Raw genomic sequence first — 17,081 nt, 5'->3', positions numbered from 1 at the left:
GGAGGCATACTAATGAAAGTCGATGCAGTTTTTGAAGGTGGAGGCATTCGTGGTATTGCTTTTGCTGGAGCAATTGAATCAATGGAAGCCCATGGAGTGCAATGGCAGAAATTAGCCGGAACTTCTGTAGGGGCTATTATTGCCGCTCTTCTTGCAGCAGGATATACAAGCAAGGAAATTAATGAACAGTTAAAAGAATTAAATTTCAAAGATTTACGAGGGAAGAATTGGATCAATCATATTCCTTTTGTTGGAAACTTCGTTAATCTCGTGTTTTATTTAGGTATGTATAAAAACGATTATATTGACGTGTGGCTCGAAGAACGATTACGAAAGAAAAACATTCGAACTTTTGCAGATCTCCCGCCTGAAAAACTTAAAATTATTGCTTCTGATATTAGTAGCGGACAAATGATTATTTTTCCTGACGATTTAAACCGTTATGGTATGAAACCAAGTGATGTGACGATTGCTCAAGCAGTGCGAATGAGTACATCCATTCCTTTCTTCTATCGACCGGCTAGGTGGAAACTGGCTAACAAAAGTAAATCGTATATTGTTGATGGTGGTTTGCTAAGTAATTTTCCAATTTGGCTGTTTGATGTTGAAACTCCCCGTTACCCAACATTCGGCTTTCGCTTTTTAAAAGATCGAATTGAAGGAGATGCGATTATTCCAACGCCTATACATTTGGCACAGAATATTGTCAAAACGATGATGCAAGCACATGATATGAGACATCTGAGTGACGAAACGAGAGACCGGACCATCCAAATTTATACCGATTCCATCACAGCTACCGATTTCCTCCTAACGGATGAGCAAAGCGATTACTTGTTTGAATCAGGATACCAAGCCGCTGAACTTTTCTTGTCTACATGGGATTTTGAAGCACACAAACAGCTCCGTTCTAAAAAGAAACCACAAAAATAGGGATACGTCCTATGGACAAGTATCCCTTCTTTTTAAGAAAACTGGATTACAGTAATAGCGCTTTGCCTATTTCATAATCAATCTTCATTTGATTAGCTGGCACCATACTACCACCTGTACCCCAAGCTAGATGTACAGCATTCTTTGCTGAATTGGCAATCTGTACAGGTCCAAATAAAGCTGTAACTGCTGATGGTTCCAGAGCCATTTCTTCTCGATCAATGAGCATGGCTAAAAGCTTATACATTGTCTCATCACTTATCGTATAGATACCTCCAAGAATAGGTTCCATCACCTTCCCAACAAAGCCTGATGGCCGTCCTACCGCAAGTCCATCTGCAATAGTCTGATTATCAATTCCTATTTCATTCACGTGGATATTCTCATGTAATCCGGTCATCATCCCGACAAGCATACAAGGAGAGTGGGTTGGTTCTGCGAAATAGCATGTTACGTTCTCTCCAAATACTTGGTGCAACCCATATGCGATTCCGCCTGGCCCTCCACCAACGCCGCAAGGTAAATAAACAATTAAAGGACGGTCGTTATGAATAGTCATACCTTTATCATCCAGCTGTTTTTTTAACCGTAACGCTGCAACAGCATACCCTAAAAAGAGTGTCGTTGAATGCTCGTCATCAATAAAGAAGCTGTTTACGTTCGCTTCGGCTTGTTTCCTCCCTTCCTCTACCGCCAAACTATAGTCTTGATCATGTTCGACAACGTGCGCTCCTTTTTGCTGAAGTAATGCTTTTTTCCATGCTTTAGCATCACTTGACATATGTACAATGACGTTAAATCCTAACTTTGCCCCCATAACACCAATACTAAGTCCTAAATTACCCGTCGAACCTACGATAATCGTATAGCGAGACAATACGTCCCGATACACAGGCTCTAGTAACTTCACATAAGACTCTTCTTTTGAGAGCATTCTTTCTTCAATAAGTACCTTTTCTGCAATCGTCAAAACCTCATAAATGCCCCCTCTTGCTTTAATAGAACCGGAAATCGGTAGCAAGTGGTCACCTTTCAGAAACAACCTACCGTTAACGGTCACCTTATAATAATCTTCAAGTTGCACTCGGAAAGAGTCAATTTCCAGCAGTGGCGATTCTACCAGCCCATTCATTGGTTTTGTTTCTGGAAACGCCTGAGATAAATAAGGCGCAAATCGAGCAAGTCGAGCCTCTGCTTCTACAATTGCCTCCATGGACAGTGTTTCAGTTTTCGCTACTGTCTCCTTTCCTTTAAAAGGATTGATCCATAGATATTCTTCTAACGCTGTCAGCTTCGTTAAATGAGGAAATGCTTTTAGCAGCTGCTCTTTTCTCTCTTGAGTCATTTTACTCCCCTTTCAGCAATCGTGACAATTGCACCTGTTGTCGCTGCTTTTTTTGTTTGTATAAATAAATCTTTCATCACAGTAGATTGAGTTGAGGCAGGTAAACATCTAGCCCCTAAGCGCACGTCGGGATCAATCACTCTAATTTTTAATTGGATATGCTTCTCCCTTAACTGAAAGTCAGAGGGTGAAAGCGGCTTTTCAAACGCTGTTAAAAGTGTTTGGATGGTTTTATTCTGGCTCATCTGTAGCTTTTTCAATACATCGAAATCAGTTTCAACGAAATCATCAAGACTTAACACCCCTGCTTCTAAACTTACTGACAAGATATGCGCAAGCTGCTGATTAGCAAAAACATTTGTTGGATGTAAGAAAAATTCAATTGTTTCTTTAAAATACATAGATGCAAACCATTCTGCCCACCTTAATTCTTCGCACACAAGATACCCATCTACCACAACCAATTGATTTAAAAAACCATGGGCATGACCTAAGGAAAGCCAACCATATGAATAAAGATCACGCAACGTATAATCAATCCGATCTACACATAAATGGGGCAAATCCCTATCTAGTAGTGACCACTCTTTAGTAGAGAATAAAATAGACTTGGCGTTATAACCAGCTTTGTCGATTAGTTCAGGGATGTTCGTTTCTATTAAAAGTCTTTCATAAAGGCTCTCATGATAGTCTTCATCTTTATTGCTTAACACATAATCAATAACATGGGAAAAAGCTGTATGGGAAAGATCATGTAATAAAGCGGCGATTTGCTCTTCCATTCCACCACCTAATTTGCGTACAAGCAACATGGCTCCTATGGAGTGCTCATATCTAGTCACGTTCCATTCCGGCTTTGCAAGAAAACAACCACCTGCCTGATGGATCTTTTTTAAACGCTGAACAGCAGGACTAGCTATCAATGCCTCTAGAACTGGTTCAAGCTTAAACGTACCATAAAGTGAATCCGTAATAACCACAAAGTACACCTCCTCTTTCTCTATTATGACACAGGTAGAAATTTGTTCACTTCCTCTATCTTGCATTCTTTTGTTCTCAAGCTGTACAATAGTTGTCATAATCTTCTAAGAAGCTTTAATCAGTATGGATAGGAGCAAAGCCATGATCATTCGAGAAATTCAAGAACAAGACAATCATGAGGTAGAACAGCTAATTCGAACTTGTTTAATCGAATTCGGCGCAAATAAACCAGGAACAGCATGGTCAGATCCTGATTTAAGCCGTTTTTATGACCTTTACCAAAAAGATCGAACACACTACTGGGTGGCTGTTCACGCTGGCCGCATCATTGCTGGTGTAGGAATAGGTGATGTTCCGGGTTTTCCTAACATTTGTGAACTACAAAAGATGTATGCATTACAAGAAGCTAGAGGGACAGGTATTGCAGAGGAATTATTAGAGGTAAGTTTAGCCTTTGCCAAACAGTATTACGAAGCATGTTATCTTGAAACTATTCATACAATGCATGCTGCCAATCGTTTTTATCAAAAACACGGTTTCCAAAAACTAGACGAACCTTTACTTCAAACAGAGCACTTCTCTTGCGACACTTGGTACATGAAAGCACTACAGTAGCATCCGTCATGTTTATAATCTCCTACGTTTGGATATAGGAACAAAAACCGCTTAAGAAGGAGATGACATGGCAACATACCATTCATTAGACGTTGGCGTGCATTATAAAGCCACAGACCTAGATCAATTTGTAAATAAAAAAGAGGTTGTTCTTCTTTCTTCAAACGAAAACCACCTTTTTTCTGATCCCGAACGGGAATTTAAAGTCATTCAAAGCTTTAATGGGTTCTTTGAGCATTCTTCAGATAATGGCGAGAAGGAATATCGATCTAAGAAAGCGTATGTGTTAGAAAAAGTATAGGAATTTCTGTTCCATTGGCTAAAGCTAATGGAACTTTTTAATTGAAAGAAGAGTGTGTTTTCACACACCCTCTCTAAAAGATCCAAATGAAAATAGGAATGAAAAGCGATGCAACAATTGCACTTAACGTCATAGCAATGGAACTCATTGACAGAGGAATGTTTCCATACTCTGCTGCTTTAGAAATCCCCATGGCGTGAGATGCCCCCCCGAGTGCAATGCTTTTACCATACAGACTCCTTATACCTGCTTTTTGCATGACCCATGGTCCGATGAGAATGCCACTAAAGCCAGCTACAAGGACAAATGTTGCCGTTAATGGGGGCAATCCGTGTAAGGCCGCAGAGATTTCCACTGCTACAGGAGCTGTAATCGATTTTGGAAGCACTGTCGCAACAAGGATATCATTGAATTGAAATAGGAGCGCCAGTCCATAAACGGTACTGAAACCTAAGAATACACCAATGAGTACTGCCCCACCGATCATGACACTATAACGTAAAACAAGGACCCGTTGCTTATACAATGGAAACGCAAGTGCCACAATAGCCGGTCCCATTAACCGACTTAGCCATTCTCCTCCAATTAAATAGTCTTCATACGATATATTAAAGAATAGCAAGATGAGTAAAATGAACACAGTAGATGTGACGACAGGCAACAGAATGGGGTAAGGATAGCGTAAGTACAGCTTCCGAAACAAGAAATAAATAACAACCGTAGCAATAACAATGGCTACAGCTACTATTGGGTACATCATCCGTCCCACTCACCTCGATTTCGTTCATACCATTGGCAGAAATGCCCAATGCCTATCATGGAAAGAAGCGTACTGACTATTACAGATAAGAATAGAAGAAAACCAGTCGTTGATAGAAGTTCAGGATATTGCATAACCCCTAAATTAAACGGGATAAACAAAAGGGGTAGCACAAACAATAATGCGGTTGCTCCTGTTTCCACCCAGCTTTCTGGAATGATTTTGGTACTTAATAATAAAAGCAATAAAAGAAACCCAATGATTGAACCTGGAATAGTGAGATTCAACCAACGGGATAAGAAATCTCCAATTACGGAGAGTCCATATAAAAATAGAACCTGTAGCAAAAGCTGTATAATTTTCATAATTCCCTGTTGAATTGTAACAGGTTCCCTCCTTCATTTAGGTAAGACAATGTGATAAGCTTTGATAAAAAGAACCTGCTAGCATCATAGCATGTTTTCGACTAAAAAGGGGCTCTTCTACCATGTTACCTGTCTTTCTAATCGCCGCTTGTATTTGCATCGCTGGCCTTGTGCTTACCCTCGTATCGATGAACCGGACAGATACAAGCTACAGCAGTGAGCGAAGTATTAAAACATTTTCTTGGCTTTATTTTTTACTTGTTCCCATTGCATTAGCATTTGTCGTTTTACTCGCATTTCTTTTATAAGAATAGAAATGAACAGCGAGAATGTCAATGACGACACTCTCGCTCACCTTTTACTGGTTGATATAGCTGACCATTGGATCTTTAACGTTATCAAAAAATACATGTAAAGTTTTTGTGTCACCTTATTCATCAATGCCATTAGTTTGATGGCCGGTGCCAACGATTAAATTGCTCTTGCATCTTCTTCATCTCTTTATGCACCCGGTTTAACTCCCCTTGCATTTGCCTCATTTGTGTATACAAATACATGGCATATTCCTGCTGATCACCAACAGGCCCCCTAAGTCCACCAGTTTGCGTTGCCTCAGCTGCAAAGAATGTCGCCGCTTCTTCTGCCTCTTGTTCAACGCTTGATGAGGCATCTCGTTGTCTTGAAATATCACGTGCAATGGTGACGCCGATAAACCCTAACGCAGAAGAAATCGTACTTAATATCGTACCGAGATAAATCATATCTTCAGATAACTCTAATAGGCTTTCTAAATATTGTTCATGGGGATCAGTGTAATTGTTTTTACCAGTCCCCTTATTTTTCGCCATGACACACCCCTCCCAATAAGAGTGTTGTATCATTATCTTATGTTCGCCATTCTAAAATATTGCTTGGGAAGTCCATTTAATCTTTTACCGAAAACGTCCTTTCTCGTTGCTTCGATAATCAGCTAAACAATCCTTATGCTGTTGATTAAAAAGAGGCGGCGCATGCTCAGGGTCAACAAAAGCAAGTTCAACTGTTTCAACTCCATCTACATTTAGGCTACCTTTAACGGGGTAACCTTTAAAGAAATGCAAGACGGTCTGAGCCTGATCACCGTTAGAATAGGTCGTAAAATAATTGGAATAGACTCCAATAAGGTAGTCAATTTCAACATGTAGTCCTGTCTCTTCTAATACTTCCCTTTTAGCACACTCTGCAAGAGATTCACCTATTTCCATGGCGCCACCAGGAAATCCCCACTGGTTGCAATCCCCTCTTTTTTGAAGAAGAATTTGTCCTTTCTCGTTCACTACACAAATTCCAGCAAAATTAAGAATGATTGGATCTGATCCTACTTTGTTACGAATCATCTTGATATAATCCATCGGATACCATCCTTTCTAGGTTAAAACAAAAGGCTAAAGACAACCATCTATGGTCATTGCGCTTTTCCGGAAAATGATGACGTACTGCAATTGTATTCCAATTGTATTCTTTGTTATCCCGTTACCATCTTCTTGAATGTCTTATTGAACAAAACATTACCGCTTGAACAACAGGGTGTGAAATTCATTAATATTTTAACTTTAACAGCATGTCCCTTACTTCTTCATCTTTCATAATGAGCTCATGATACCGTTGCGTAATTTTTGTAAGCACTACATCATGATAAAAGAATTCTGTAAAAAATGTCACAAGTGGTTTTGATTGGGTTCGAATTGCCTGCCAACCATGCTCTTCAATTCCTGCAAAAATCATTTCCTTTTCATCTACAATGAGGATTCGACTTCTTTCTAAAGAATCATGTCCTTGGGTTGGGATTAAGACAGATGTATTGGGAATGACCGTTTGGATTGATCCAACTGCATGTAAGTGCACTTCTCGTCCGCTGTTGTACACTTCCTCTAGTAAAGGAAGAAGAGCTTTCATTTCGTCTGCCCAAAGAGATAAATGAATCGATTGTTTGGCACCTTCCATTAGGTCTTTCATTATAGACAAGATGGATTGATCCTCTCGTAATGTCCACACTCGATCATCAACTTCCATTTCTTCCACTTCAATGTTCTTTAGTTCTTCAATATTGGCTTCAAAATTTGTCGTTAGTTTTTCTATTAAAGCCTCCATTGGTAATCCAGTGTACTGCCGCTTTTTCTCCACAAAGGCTTCAAGAATAAGTCCTTTTTCAATCAGTTTTGTAATAACCTCATATACTTTCGAACGCGGTACACCTGAGCGCTTCACAATTGCCGTAGCATCTAAAGGCTGGCTGACTGTGATTAATGATGTATACACTTGACTTTCATATTGGGTGAATCCAAATTGTTGTAGCACCTAATCAACCTTTCCTTCTTGTTATCTCTTTCTTTAGGATAGACCAAACTCTATAAACATTTCCACTTGTAGAGAGATTTACTTATATGTTACTCTTCTAGTGGTAACATAATTATGAGAGGTGTTTTATGAATAAACGTGTATACTTACTAACCATCGTTTCTTTTGTCGTTGGTCTTGTTGAACTTATTTTAGGCGGCATCCTACATTTAGTTGCGTCCGATTTAAACGTTACATTAGGACAAGTCGGTATGCTGATCTCCATTTTTTCATTTGTGTTTGCGATCTCTGGTCCCATTCTTTTATCCGCTACAGCAAAAGTGGAACGAAAGAAGCTAACGCTCATTACCTTAGTGGTATTTTTATTTGCAAACGTCCTTGCTGTAATGAGTTCTGGCTATTGGGTTTTACTCATTGCTCGAATAATTTCCGCAATGAGTGCAGCGCTTCTCATTTCACTTTGCGTAACCATTGCATCTAACCTTGTTAGTGAACCATATCGTGCACGCGCGATAGGAATTGTTTTTATGGGCGTTAGTGCTTCTCTAGTCTTAGGTGTTCCTGTTGGTTTGCTACTTGGAAATGCTTTTGGATGGCGAGCGCCTTTTGTCCTGATAGTTCTTTTAACAAGTTTATCCATTTTATTTGTTGCGCTATTTATGGAAAAGATTAAACCAAAGCCAAGTGTTCCCCTCATTCAGCAATTAAAATCATTAAAAAACATGAAAGTTATACTCATTCAACTAACGTCCTTTTTATTCCTGGCAGGTCACTTAACACTTTATGCTTACTTAACACCTTTTTTACAATCAATTGGTATTGATGGAAATTGGATTAGCATTATGTATCTTCTGTTTGGTATTGCCGCTATCATTGGCGGAGGTATTGGTGGCTTGCTTTCCGATCGATTTGGCCCCCAGAAAACCATTATTGGTATCATCGCCCTTTTCGCGGCATCCCTCTTTTCCATACCGTTTACTACAGCATTTATGCCCCTTTTTATTATTGTCATGATGGTTTGGAGTTTATTAAGCTGGGCAATTACTCCGGCGATGCAGAGTTATCTCATCCATTCTGCACCGCAAACATCTGATATTCAGCAAAGTTTAAATAACTCTGCGCTTCATTTTGGTATTGCTTTTGGTTCCATGAGTGGCGGAATTGTCATTGAGAGGAGCACCGTTGAAATGAATGCTTTTGTTGGTAGTATCTTCGCTTTTCTCGCTTTGATTGTAGTGGGATTGTCTATGAAAAAATCTCTTCAACCAAAACCTAAAGAAACGGACTTACCGTTAAAAAAAGCCAATTGACTAGTCAATTGGCTTTTTACTGTATCACGCTTTACTTCTATTGAATCACTCTCTTCAAACCTGATCCGTGACAAATCCACGTATGACAGCTTTTTCATAACTAGTTGCGTTGTTTCTTTTCACGCAAAAAAGCACTTATCGTTATGTATACAAGTTTTCTATCGTTTTTGCTTTTGGAGAATTTAACTCAGGATGAGCCGATAAGATTATTTTCTTTCGCAACATATAGAGGGTTACACATAAAAGGAAAATCCCTGTAGGAAGAAGAGTTCCGATCGGACCTAAGAGATCATAAATAAATCCATATAGTATAAAGCTAAGTGGCATGAGTGAAGTAGCGCCTGTTTCTAGAATGCCAAATACTCTGCCCTTATACTGGTCACTTACCCGTTTTTGCAGTAAAACACCGATTGGTGTATTCACATATGTCATCGAAAAGCCAATAAGTAGCATAACCATACTATAAAAAATCACTATCCCATTATAAGGAATTAAGACTATTAACGGTAATACGAATAGCGTCATTAAACACGAAAAAGCAAGTAGACCATGCTTTACATTCAGTAACGGAAATGCCACATCTTTTTTTATTGAAAAATAAACGCCTCCCAGTAATGCTCCTCCTGCTAAAATACCTTCGATGATACCGAAGTGACGGGCGTCTACTTGCAAAATTTCAACAAGGATAAATGGTACACCAATTAATAATGCCCCAGTAAAAAAATTAACAACAAGCGCGATTCCAACAATTGAACGAATAATCGGTTGCTGATGAATAAAGAGAAAACCCGCTTTCATTCCTTGCCACATGTTCTCCTTCTTCTCTTCCTTTGTTCGCTCAGACCCATAAAGTGTAAAATCCATTGTCGCTTCCACGCAAACAGCAAGGAAAAACGCAATAATGAAAATCACTAAAAATACTTGAATAGGCGAAAAGGCAAAAAGCATTCCTCCAATAATCGGTCCCCCGATTGTTGAAAATGAGACGACCATCTGATTAATCGCTGTTGCTTTTTGAATTCGTCCCTCATCAATTAGCCTCGTAATAGAAGAAGTAAACGCTACTCCGGTAAACATTTGCGAAATGGTCAGCAAAACCGTTGTTGCATAAATAGCTAAAACCGATAAACCATTCGTCACCATATAAACGAGTAATCCAGAAACAATTAAAAGCGAAACCACTTGAGAGGAAAGAACGATCACTTTTTTTGGAAAATGATCCGCTACATAACCAGCAATTGGTGCAAGAATGGTCCTCGGCAAAATTGTACAAATCATATTAATAGCAAAATTCATTGCAGAACCTGTCATTGTTAAAATAAATAAACTCATTGCAAAAACATAAATACTATTTCCAAACGACGAGATAAACTTACTAAACGCAAAAGTCCATAAATGATACGTTGCACGCTTTAATTTTACATCCATTCCAAGCACCCCTCTAATAAGTTTAATTTAATTAAACTTATTATATACAGAGAAAATGAAAAAGAGCAACGCAAAAGTTTAATAATATTAAACTTTTATTTTTATTCTCAATCTTTTATAATGATATGAAACACGGAAAGAAAGGCGATCCGATATGAGTACATTAGGAGAACGAATCCGGCAATTACGCAAGCAACGTGGAAAAACCCTTGCAGAAGTGGCTGAAGGGCGTTTAACAAAAGGCATGTTAAGTTTAATAGAAAATAATAAGGCCCAACCTTCTATGGAAAGCCTTACTCACATTGCTGAAGCCCTTGAGACAGATCCTCAATCGTTATTAGCAGATGTGAATGTCATTACTGAAGCAGATTTAAGATCATTAATTATCCAATTAAAAGCTTTATTAACCAATCATCGCTACGATGAAGTTTCATCCATCCTTACCCCTTTTGCAGGAATGACGTTGCCTCATACGTATGAAGCTGCACATTTCGTTAGGGATTTAGGAAAGGCGTATTTTTATACAAGCCAATCTATCCATCAAACAGATATCGGTCTTTTTTTATTAGAAAAGAAAACGGTGAACTCTACCGTTGATGAAAATAATTGGCGGGTTTATTTTGAAAATGCCGAACAACGCTTTAACGAACTTTCTTTCCTAGACGACGCGGCAAATACGGCACTTGATTATATTCAACACCTTACTTTTGAATTAGAATATGAAAAAGCAATAGAGTTGTTTACTAAGAAGCAAGTAGCATACGCTGATCAGATTAAGGGCTTTGATGCTTTCACCTTATCAAAGTGGAATTTTCAAGAGGTAGCGTTGCTTATGATTATGGGAAAAACAGATCTAGGCAGAAAACGGTTAAAGGAAGCACTCACGTTTGCTATTAAAGAACGGCAATTTTACAAGGTAGATGAATATTATCGCTTTGCTATCCATTTTGCAATGCTAGCCAAAGACGAAAAAGAGGTCAATTACTATTTGCATAAGCATCATCTATTAACAGAGTTATTGGAGGATGATTATTTAAAAAGTGTTCACGCCATTAATAGAGCAGAAGTGGCTATCTGGATTGAAAACAATCCTATTAAAGCATTAGAAGTAATTGATAAAGGTGAACATTACGTAGCAACTAATAACCCTTTAATGACACTCTTTCAGTATATTCGTGGTCAAGCGCTCTACGAGCTTGAACGCTATAAAGAGTCCCTTTTGTATTTACCCTCTGTTGAAGACTATCCATTCCGTATTCATTCACTGGATTTATCAATGCTCACAACAGCAGATGCCTATAAAGCATTATGTTACGCAAAATTAGGCGAGGATGATAAAGCTCGCGTTCATGCAACAAAAGCAAAAGAAAGCATCCTAAAACAAAACTATGCAATTAACTATCATAAATCGTTTATACTGCAAGCGTACGATGATATCTATCAGGGAATGTAAGAAGTTGGTCTTCCAGCTTCTTTTTTATGCGCCAATGGAGCACTTGATATTCTTACATTGTCTACTCTCGGTTGAAAAAGGAATTCAAGTAACTAAATGAAACATCGTACGGAAGGCTTCATCTTAGCAGCCTGATAATGTTCTTTATTAAGTTCCTTTTTTGTTAACTGTTTAAAAACGTTACTTTTTACCTATTTATACACAAAATAAAAATTCTTATTGCTTAATTCATTTAAAATCAGCTACAATTTAGGCACAAAGAACCTTTTAATATCTTGATCAAGATATTAAAACAGGATATTAGACGGGGTGCGCTATGGTTAAAAAGTATGTACCAATAATGAATGGCGCATTTATGAGGCCAAGGATTGTTGCTTTCATCCCTGCACATAATGAAGAAAAATCAATTCGAGATTGCTTAGAAGGATTGGCTGATCAAGTACTGCCGCAACATGTATTGCTTGATATTATTGTTATTGCAGATAATTGCACAGATCGAACAATCGAGAGAGCGATTCAAGCAGGTGAAGACTTAAAGTTAACGGTCATTATTCTAAAGACCGAGAATAATAGCCAGCGGAAAGTTGGTGCACTTAACGCGGCATGGAAAAGTTTGTATGGTGATCCTCTTAGCCTATATGAATACCATGTATCTAGCTATCAAGAAAAATACAATCAGTCTATAAAAGCGATTTTAGGTATGGATGCCGATAGTCGTCTTGCTCCAGGAGCACTAAAGCAACTTTGGGACGATCTTATGAGTGCCCGTAATATTGGCGGCGTTATGGCAAAATACACAATGCGTATGCCTAGAAAGAAAAGTCTTTTGTCTTTAGATGATCCTTATTATGAGCAAAAGTTAGAAAGCGGATTATATGGAGGACCGATAGCAAGATGGTGGACGCACCAGCAAAAACAAGATATGACAAGCTGGTTGCTCTCCTTGCAATATCAAGGTGGGAGCACATACGTATTAGGGGGGCAAGGCACATTGTTCCGACCCGAAGCCCTGCAAGACGTTGTTAATCGCAATAATTTAGATGGGCCGTGGCAAGACGATAGTGACGTTGAAGATATGTTGTTAACATGGCAACTTCAGCGAGCAAAGTGGAAAACGTTAATAAGCCCGTCGGCACGATGTTTTGTTGATTCTATGAGATCTTATCACACGTTCCGTCAACAACGCATTAAATGGTCGTCAGGCACAGTTGAGCTATTAACCAATCGAGAGTTAAATGTGTCAAGCTCTCATATATTCAGGATGTGGGGCTCTCAGCTTCGTCGATTGCTTGATTTACTCATCAGAGTCCTGTTAATCATTTTAATTCCTTTAGCTTTAATGACGGATCAATTTCAATGGAGTTGGTTGTGGATTATTCCTGTTGTCGTGGCTTCATTATTAAATTTAATTTTAGCATTAAAAACGCCTATGCGGCGCCCAATTGATGTGTTGCTAGCGATAACGCTTATCTCAAGTGAAATCTATCTTTGGGCCAACCTTATGACCTTTATTCAAGTGTGGAAAGATCGTCTTTCGAAAAACAAAAAAGATGGCTGGCACAACCAATATAGTGCCGAAAAAGGCCAAACAAAAAGTAAATTAGTGGAGGGGCTTTTCCTCGTTAACCTTTTACTAGCTCTTCTTATATTCGTCTCTATCTATTATCGGTCATTTTTTACAAACCGAACGATTCAAGATGTCGTTACTCCCTACCTTGAGCTCGGTTGGCAAATCTTAACCTATCTTACGGTTCTTGTAACAGTTATTATGATTCATCAACTGTGGACATTAAGAAAATCAAACCGTGCCTAATCGATCTTTACTCTTACAATAGACCATTTAGTAACAGTACCCTCATTACAACAGTAAACTTTTTATAAAAGAGAGGCTGGGACATAACGAAAAGTAGTATTTGAAATGACGAATAGTCTAAAATATGCTGAGTAGCACCACTACAGGAGAATCCTTCGCTTTCCGGCGACACGGCCTCAGCCTCCTCCGTGAAAAAACCGCCACTCCAGAGTCTTCAGACACGTGCTGATCCCCCAGGAGTCTTCGGATTCTCCTTCTGCTAATGTTCATATAAAACAAACGACGAACGTTCCTATTTTCAGGAATGTTCGTCATTTTGGTCTGTCTATCTACTTTTGTCCCAGCCTCATTTATATTCTTTTACCATTTGAATAAAGAGCTGATGCATTCTTGGATCATCCGTCAACTCAGGATGGAATGAGCATGCAAGAAAGGAACCTTGTCGCACTGCTACAATTTCATTATCGTACTCACTTACAACTTCAACCTCTTCTCCAATCTCCTGAACAAGAGGTGCACGAATAAAGACAGCTTCTACATATTCTGAAATACCCATTACAGATAAATGCGCTTCAAAACTTTCTCGTTGTCGACCAAACGCATTTCGTTCGACGACCATATTAATAAAACCTAGGTGTCCCTCTTTTTGATCGGTAAGAGAGCGAGCCATTAAGATCATGCCCGCGCACGTACCAAAAACAGGCCTTCCCTTTTCTCCAAATGCTTTTAGTGGCTCAAAAAAATGATCGTTGTCAATAAGACGCCGCATCGTTGTTGACTCGCCACCTGGAATAATAAGGCCATCAATGGTTTCTAGCTGCTCCACCCGCTTTACAGCAACACCAACAGCACCATTCTCCTCTATCATCTTAATATGCTCACTCACCGCACCTTGGAGAGCAAGTACACCAACTTTCACCATACTACCAGCCACGATCCTGCATACGTTCTTCTGGCGCAATTGTTGAAATATCTAGCCCTTTCATAGCTGTTCCTAAATTCTTTGAAAGTCGTGCAATTAAATCATAATCTTTGTAGTGGGTCGTCGCTTCTACGATCGCGCGAGCAAATTTTTCTGGTGATTCTGATTTGAATATACCTGAGCCAACGAACACCCCATCTGCGCCAAGCTCCATCATTAATGCCGCATCTGCAGGTGTTGCCACTCCGCCTGCTGCAAAATTTACAACTGGAAATTGACCAGTTTCTTTTATGTGAAGTAGAATTTCATATGGAGCACCAATGTTTTTTGCTTCTGTCATTAATTCATCTGTTGACATATGAATCACTTGTTTAATTTGAGCCTGCATTTTTCTCATATGACGAACGGCCTCTACAATATTTCCTGTACCTGGTTCTCCCTTCGTACGAATCATAGATGCCCCTTCACCAATCCGACGCGCAGCTTCGCCAAGGTCACGAGCGCCACATACGAATGGTACAGTAAAGTCGCGTTTATTCAAATGATAAACCTCATCTGCTGGTGTTAACACTTCACTTTCATCAATATAATCTACACCCATTGCTTCAAGAACTCGCGCTTCTACAATATGACCGATGCGCGCTTTTGCCATAACAGGAATGGAGACGGCTTGAAGTACCTGTTCAGTAATCGTTGGATCAGCCATACGAGCCACTCCACCTGCTGCACGAATATCTGATGGTACACGCTCTAGTGCCATAACTGCAACCGCTCCTGCTTCCTCCGCAATTTTCGCTTGCTCTGCATTAACAACGTCCATAATGACGCCACCTTTTTGCATTTGCGCCATTCCTTGTTTCACTCGATCTGTTCCTAACATACGTTCCATCTTGTCCACTCCTTTTTGATTGCATTTTTCAGATTTATTTCATAGTATAAAAAGAAACTGACTGTATTGTAAGTGCCAGTTTTCAAAAAAATAATGGGTTCAGATGAGAGGGACGAAAAAATGGATTTACTATGGGTACATTTAGACCGAGAGGCAACAACACCTCTTTATGAGCAGCTTTATTTGCATGTAAAAAAAGAAATTACTTCTGGTCGAATTGATCACGGTACAAAACTTCCATCAAAACGAAAGCTCGCTGAATTTTTAAAAGTAAGTCAAAATACCGTTGAATCGACCTATAACCAGCTTGTTGCGGAAGGGTATGTGGAAGTGCTCCCACGGAAAGGTTTTTTTGTACAAGCATACGAACAGCTTGACTATGCACCTGTTTCATCCCAACATACAACTACAAGCGTAGCAGATTCACCACCTATTCGTTTCAACTTTCACCCTACGCATATTGATACACGCTATTTTCCATTTGATAAGTGGCGAAAATACGTACGTCAAGTTGTCGACCAATCGAATCAACAGTTACTTTTACTTGGACATGCTTCAGGCGACCAACCGTTTCGACAAGAGATTGCCAATTACCTTTATCATTCCCGCGGTGTCCAGTGCACATGGGAGCAAGTGGTTATCGGTGCTGGAATGGAGACATTAGTGCAGCAACTCTTTCTTTTATTTGGTAAGAAAAGTGTTTATGGCATTGAGGACCCTGGCTATCAACTTATGCGTAAACTATTACGTCATCATCCACATGAATTTTATCCATTTACCGTTGATGAAGAAGGCGTGGATGTACAGGCACTTACTCAATCACCTGTGAACATTATGTACACCACCCCTTCCCACCACTTCCCTTATGGAGCGGTTTTATCTGTCAACCGACGTCAACAACTGTTAAAGTGGGCAGAGGAAAAGAACGACCGTTTCATTATTGAAGATGACTACGATAGTGAATTTCGCTATAGTGGTAAGACCATTCCGTCTCTTCAAAGTATGGATAAACACCATAAAGTGATCTATGTTGGCAGTTTTTCGAAGTCACTTATTCCATCCGCTCGGCTAAGCTATATGGTGTTACCACAAACATTAATAGAGCGGTATAACAATCTGTTTTCGTTTCATCACTCTACCGTCTCTCGAATTGATCAGCATGTTCTTACTTTATTTATGCAAGCTGGAGATTTTGAAAAACATGTAAACCGTATGCGAAAACTATACCGTCGAAAGCGTGACATTGTCTTACAAGCCATGAAGCCGTATGAAAATCAATTATCAATTATTGGTGAGCGCTCTGGACTCCATATTGTCGTTGTGATTAAAAACGGTATGAGTGAAGAAGAACTTGTTCAAGCTGCAAACGATGTGCAAGTAAAGGTTTATCCGCTCTCGCACTATACGATTGAACAACAAGTTTCTCAGCATCCCCGTATTGTGCTTGGCTTTGCCAGTATTCCAGAGGAACAACTGGAAGAAGCTGTTACGACAGTCCTTCACGCATGGAAATACATGAAATAAGAGGCTGGGACAAAAGTAGATGGACAGACCAAAATGACGAACATTCCTGAAAATAGGAACGTTCGTCGTTTGTTTTATATGAAAATTAGCGGAAGGAGAATCCGA

At 39.4% G+C, this 17,081-nt stretch carries 18 protein-coding genes; 8 read left to right on the top strand and 10 right to left on the bottom strand.

What is annotated here, in order from left to right:
• The first annotated feature begins 12 nt into the window (after positions 1 to 12).
• The gene (locus tag E2L03_RS11525; protein ID WP_038478155.1) at positions 13 to 933 is read left to right on the top strand and encodes a patatin-like phospholipase family protein; all 921 of its coding nucleotides are present in this window, start codon (positions 13 to 15) and stop codon (positions 931 to 933) included.
• Positions 934 to 979: 46 nt separating this feature from the next.
• On the opposite strand, the gene dsdA is transcribed toward E2L03_RS11525, so the two are convergent.
• A complete protein-coding gene (dsdA, locus tag E2L03_RS11520) occupies positions 980 to 2,278 on the bottom strand; it encodes a D-serine ammonia-lyase (RefSeq protein WP_134259235.1) in 1,299 nt (432 codons plus the stop codon).
• The gene (locus E2L03_RS11515; RefSeq protein WP_166740284.1) at positions 2,275 to 3,258 is read right to left on the bottom strand and encodes an HD domain-containing protein; all 984 of its coding nucleotides are present in this window, start codon (positions 3,256 to 3,258) and stop codon (positions 2,275 to 2,277) included. The genes dsdA and E2L03_RS11515 overlap by 4 nt, the downstream gene beginning before the upstream one ends.
• A gap of 142 nt (positions 3,259 to 3,400) precedes the next feature.
• On the opposite strand from E2L03_RS11515, the gene E2L03_RS11510 reads away from it, so the two are divergent.
• Together E2L03_RS11510 and E2L03_RS11505 are read left to right on the top strand one after the other, a co-directional pair.
• Positions 3,401 to 3,874, top strand: coding sequence for a GNAT family N-acetyltransferase (locus E2L03_RS11510; RefSeq protein WP_095149854.1), 474 nt, complete (start codon positions 3,401 to 3,403; stop codon positions 3,872 to 3,874).
• 67 nt (positions 3,875 to 3,941) lie between these two features.
• Complete coding sequence (locus E2L03_RS11505) at positions 3,942 to 4,175, top strand: hypothetical protein (RefSeq protein WP_038478144.1); 234 nt, start codon at positions 3,942 to 3,944, stop codon at positions 4,173 to 4,175.
• Positions 4,176 to 4,248: 73 nt separating this feature from the next.
• Here E2L03_RS11505 and E2L03_RS11500 read toward each other — a convergent pair whose 3' ends face one another.
• Positions 4,249 to 4,935 carry an LrgB family protein gene (locus E2L03_RS11500; protein WP_038478142.1) on the bottom strand — a complete coding sequence of 229 codons (687 nt, stop codon included), beginning with the start codon at positions 4,933 to 4,935 and terminating at the stop codon, positions 4,249 to 4,251.
• Positions 4,932 to 5,300, bottom strand: coding sequence for a CidA/LrgA family protein (locus tag E2L03_RS11495; RefSeq protein ID WP_038478139.1), 369 nt, complete (start codon positions 5,298 to 5,300; stop codon positions 4,932 to 4,934). Before E2L03_RS11495 ends, E2L03_RS11500 begins: the two co-directional genes overlap by 4 nt.
• Positions 5,301 to 5,422: 122 nt before the next feature.
• On the opposite strand from E2L03_RS11495, the gene E2L03_RS11490 reads away from it, so the two are divergent.
• On the top strand, positions 5,423 to 5,608 hold the full coding sequence (locus tag E2L03_RS11490; protein ID WP_038478136.1) for a hypothetical protein: 186 nt from the start codon (positions 5,423 to 5,425) through the stop codon (positions 5,606 to 5,608).
• Between the two features lie 138 nt (positions 5,609 to 5,746).
• Here the strand turns inward: E2L03_RS11490 and E2L03_RS11485 are convergent, their stop codons facing one another.
• From E2L03_RS11485 to E2L03_RS11475, 3 genes are all read right to left on the bottom strand, one after another.
• Entirely contained in the window at positions 5,747 to 6,148 is a 402-nt protein-coding gene (locus E2L03_RS11485; protein WP_038478133.1) for a hypothetical protein, read from the bottom strand.
• Positions 6,149 to 6,232: 84 nt separating this feature from the next.
• Entirely contained in the window at positions 6,233 to 6,691 is a 459-nt protein-coding gene (locus E2L03_RS11480; RefSeq protein ID WP_038478130.1) for an NUDIX hydrolase, read from the bottom strand.
• A 187-nt stretch (positions 6,692 to 6,878) separates the two neighbouring features.
• On the bottom strand, positions 6,879 to 7,637 hold the full coding sequence (locus E2L03_RS11475; protein WP_134259233.1) for a TrmB family transcriptional regulator: 759 nt from the start codon (positions 7,635 to 7,637) through the stop codon (positions 6,879 to 6,881).
• Positions 7,638 to 7,765: 128 nt separating this feature from the next.
• Between E2L03_RS11475 and E2L03_RS11470 the strand changes: the two genes are divergently transcribed.
• Complete coding sequence (locus tag E2L03_RS11470; RefSeq protein WP_134259232.1) at positions 7,766 to 8,947, top strand: MFS transporter; 1,182 nt, start codon at positions 7,766 to 7,768, stop codon at positions 8,945 to 8,947.
• A 141-nt stretch (positions 8,948 to 9,088) separates the two neighbouring features.
• Here the strand turns inward: E2L03_RS11470 and E2L03_RS11465 are convergent, their stop codons facing one another.
• Positions 9,089 to 10,375 carry an MFS transporter gene (locus tag E2L03_RS11465; RefSeq protein ID WP_134259231.1) on the bottom strand — a complete coding sequence of 429 codons (1,287 nt, stop codon included), beginning with the start codon at positions 10,373 to 10,375 and terminating at the stop codon, positions 9,089 to 9,091.
• Positions 10,376 to 10,529: 154 nt separating this feature from the next.
• Between E2L03_RS11465 and E2L03_RS11460 the strand changes: the two genes are divergently transcribed.
• On the top strand, positions 10,530 to 11,828 hold the full coding sequence (locus tag E2L03_RS11460; protein WP_038478117.1) for a helix-turn-helix domain-containing protein: 1,299 nt from the start codon (positions 10,530 to 10,532) through the stop codon (positions 11,826 to 11,828).
• Between the two features lie 316 nt (positions 11,829 to 12,144).
• Positions 12,145 to 13,641 (top strand): glycosyltransferase family 2 protein, encoded by a 1,497-nt coding sequence (locus E2L03_RS11455; protein ID WP_241741792.1) that lies wholly within the window; start codon positions 12,145 to 12,147, stop codon positions 13,639 to 13,641.
• 346 nt (positions 13,642 to 13,987) lie between these two features.
• Here the strand turns inward: E2L03_RS11455 and pdxT are convergent, their stop codons facing one another.
• The gene (gene pdxT, locus E2L03_RS11450) at positions 13,988 to 14,563 is read right to left on the bottom strand and encodes a pyridoxal 5'-phosphate synthase glutaminase subunit PdxT (protein ID WP_055737219.1); all 576 of its coding nucleotides are present in this window, start codon (positions 14,561 to 14,563) and stop codon (positions 13,988 to 13,990) included.
• A 1-nt stretch (position 14,564) separates the two neighbouring features.
• The gene (gene pdxS, locus E2L03_RS11445; protein ID WP_134259230.1) at positions 14,565 to 15,452 is read right to left on the bottom strand and encodes a pyridoxal 5'-phosphate synthase lyase subunit PdxS; all 888 of its coding nucleotides are present in this window, start codon (positions 15,450 to 15,452) and stop codon (positions 14,565 to 14,567) included.
• 72 nt (positions 15,453 to 15,524) lie between these two features.
• Here pdxS and pdxR point away from each other — a divergent pair, with 72 nt between their 5' ends.
• On the top strand, positions 15,525 to 16,976 hold the full coding sequence (gene pdxR, locus E2L03_RS11440; protein ID WP_367613690.1) for a MocR-like pyridoxine biosynthesis transcription factor PdxR: 1,452 nt from the start codon (positions 15,525 to 15,527) through the stop codon (positions 16,974 to 16,976).
• Positions 16,977 to 17,081 lie beyond the last annotated feature (105 nt).

It is taken from the genome of Shouchella oshimensis, assembly GCF_004375095.1.
GTDB classification, from domain to species: Bacteria; Bacillota; Bacilli; order Bacillales; family Bacillaceae_D; genus Shouchella; species Shouchella oshimensis.
Note: the sequence above shows the minus strand (reverse complement) of the source record. Positions and strands in the feature narration are given on the sequence as shown.

What these genes read in the sequence shown, in the direction of transcription:
- E2L03_RS11465 (WP_134259231.1), bottom strand. Translation starts at nt 10,375, where the DNA reads ATGGATGTAAAATTAAAGCGTGCAACGTATCATTTATGGACTTTTGCG.
- dsdA (WP_134259235.1), bottom strand. Translation starts at nt 2,278, where the DNA reads ATGACTCAAGAGAGAAAAGAGCAGCTGCTAAAAGCATTTCCTCATTTA.
- E2L03_RS11485 (WP_038478133.1), bottom strand. Translation starts at nt 6,148, where the DNA reads ATGGCGAAAAATAAGGGGACTGGTAAAAACAATTACACTGATCCCCAT.
- E2L03_RS11470 (WP_134259232.1), top strand. Translation starts at nt 7,766, where the DNA reads ATGAATAAACGTGTATACTTACTAACCATCGTTTCTTTTGTCGTTGGT.
- E2L03_RS11500 (WP_038478142.1), bottom strand. Translation starts at nt 4,935, where the DNA reads ATGATGTACCCAATAGTAGCTGTAGCCATTGTTATTGCTACGGTTGTT.
- E2L03_RS11510 (WP_095149854.1), top strand. Translation starts at nt 3,401, where the DNA reads ATGATCATTCGAGAAATTCAAGAACAAGACAATCATGAGGTAGAACAG.
- E2L03_RS11505 (WP_038478144.1), top strand. Translation starts at nt 3,942, where the DNA reads ATGGCAACATACCATTCATTAGACGTTGGCGTGCATTATAAAGCCACA.
- E2L03_RS11525 (WP_038478155.1), top strand. Translation starts at nt 13, where the DNA reads ATGAAAGTCGATGCAGTTTTTGAAGGTGGAGGCATTCGTGGTATTGCT.
- E2L03_RS11460 (WP_038478117.1), top strand. Translation starts at nt 10,530, where the DNA reads ATGAGTACATTAGGAGAACGAATCCGGCAATTACGCAAGCAACGTGGA.
- pdxT (WP_055737219.1), bottom strand. Translation starts at nt 14,563, where the DNA reads ATGGTGAAAGTTGGTGTACTTGCTCTCCAAGGTGCGGTGAGTGAGCAT.
- E2L03_RS11455 (WP_241741792.1), top strand. Translation starts at nt 12,145, where the DNA reads ATGGTTAAAAAGTATGTACCAATAATGAATGGCGCATTTATGAGGCCA.
- E2L03_RS11490 (WP_038478136.1), top strand. Translation starts at nt 5,423, where the DNA reads ATGTTACCTGTCTTTCTAATCGCCGCTTGTATTTGCATCGCTGGCCTT.
- E2L03_RS11495 (WP_038478139.1), bottom strand. Translation starts at nt 5,300, where the DNA reads ATGAAAATTATACAGCTTTTGCTACAGGTTCTATTTTTATATGGACTC.
- pdxS (WP_134259230.1), bottom strand. Translation starts at nt 15,452, where the DNA reads ATGGAACGTATGTTAGGAACAGATCGAGTGAAACAAGGAATGGCGCAA.
- E2L03_RS11480 (WP_038478130.1), bottom strand. Translation starts at nt 6,691, where the DNA reads ATGGATTATATCAAGATGATTCGTAACAAAGTAGGATCAGATCCAATC.